Below are 454 nucleotides of genomic sequence, written 5' to 3'. Positions count from 1 at the left end.
GGTTTCATGTGTTCTACCCCCATCTTCTATATGCTTCCTTAAATAATAGTACCTATGGAGTTCCATAATGAAATGAAACAACATAAACGAAAGCATGGAATATACACACATTAATACAATTGCTACCATCTTTTGTGTTGCAAAACCAAGACTGATATTAGCAATGAGTTGACCCAATCCTACAAAAGCCACTACTCCGAAACTAGAGTTTTTTTTCGATGATTTTGATTTTTTGATTGATCCCTGAAGTTTTTTAATATGATTTTTATAATAATAATTCAAAGCAAAAATATATAAACCAACCGAAAAAATAAAATAGATAGGAGTTTGTAATCCTAACATTCCATATGCAAACTTTTGGGTTATAACTAATAATCCTACTGAACATACGATGCCAAATACCCCACGAAATAGAGTGTATTGTAATTGCCGCTTCCTAGGATTTATAACAATC

Annotated in this window: 1 protein-coding gene; it reads right to left on the bottom strand. The window is 31.5% G+C overall.

The features are described from left to right. Positions 1 to 454, bottom strand: a 454-nt coding sequence (locus AC2ETI_RS32660; protein WP_483635055.1) for a hypothetical protein, incomplete at both ends; no start/stop codon positions are given.

The organism is Rhodococcus sp. MurmanLake-1 (assembly GCF_056945715.1).
Note: the sequence above shows the minus strand (reverse complement) of the source record. Positions and strands in the feature narration are given on the sequence as shown.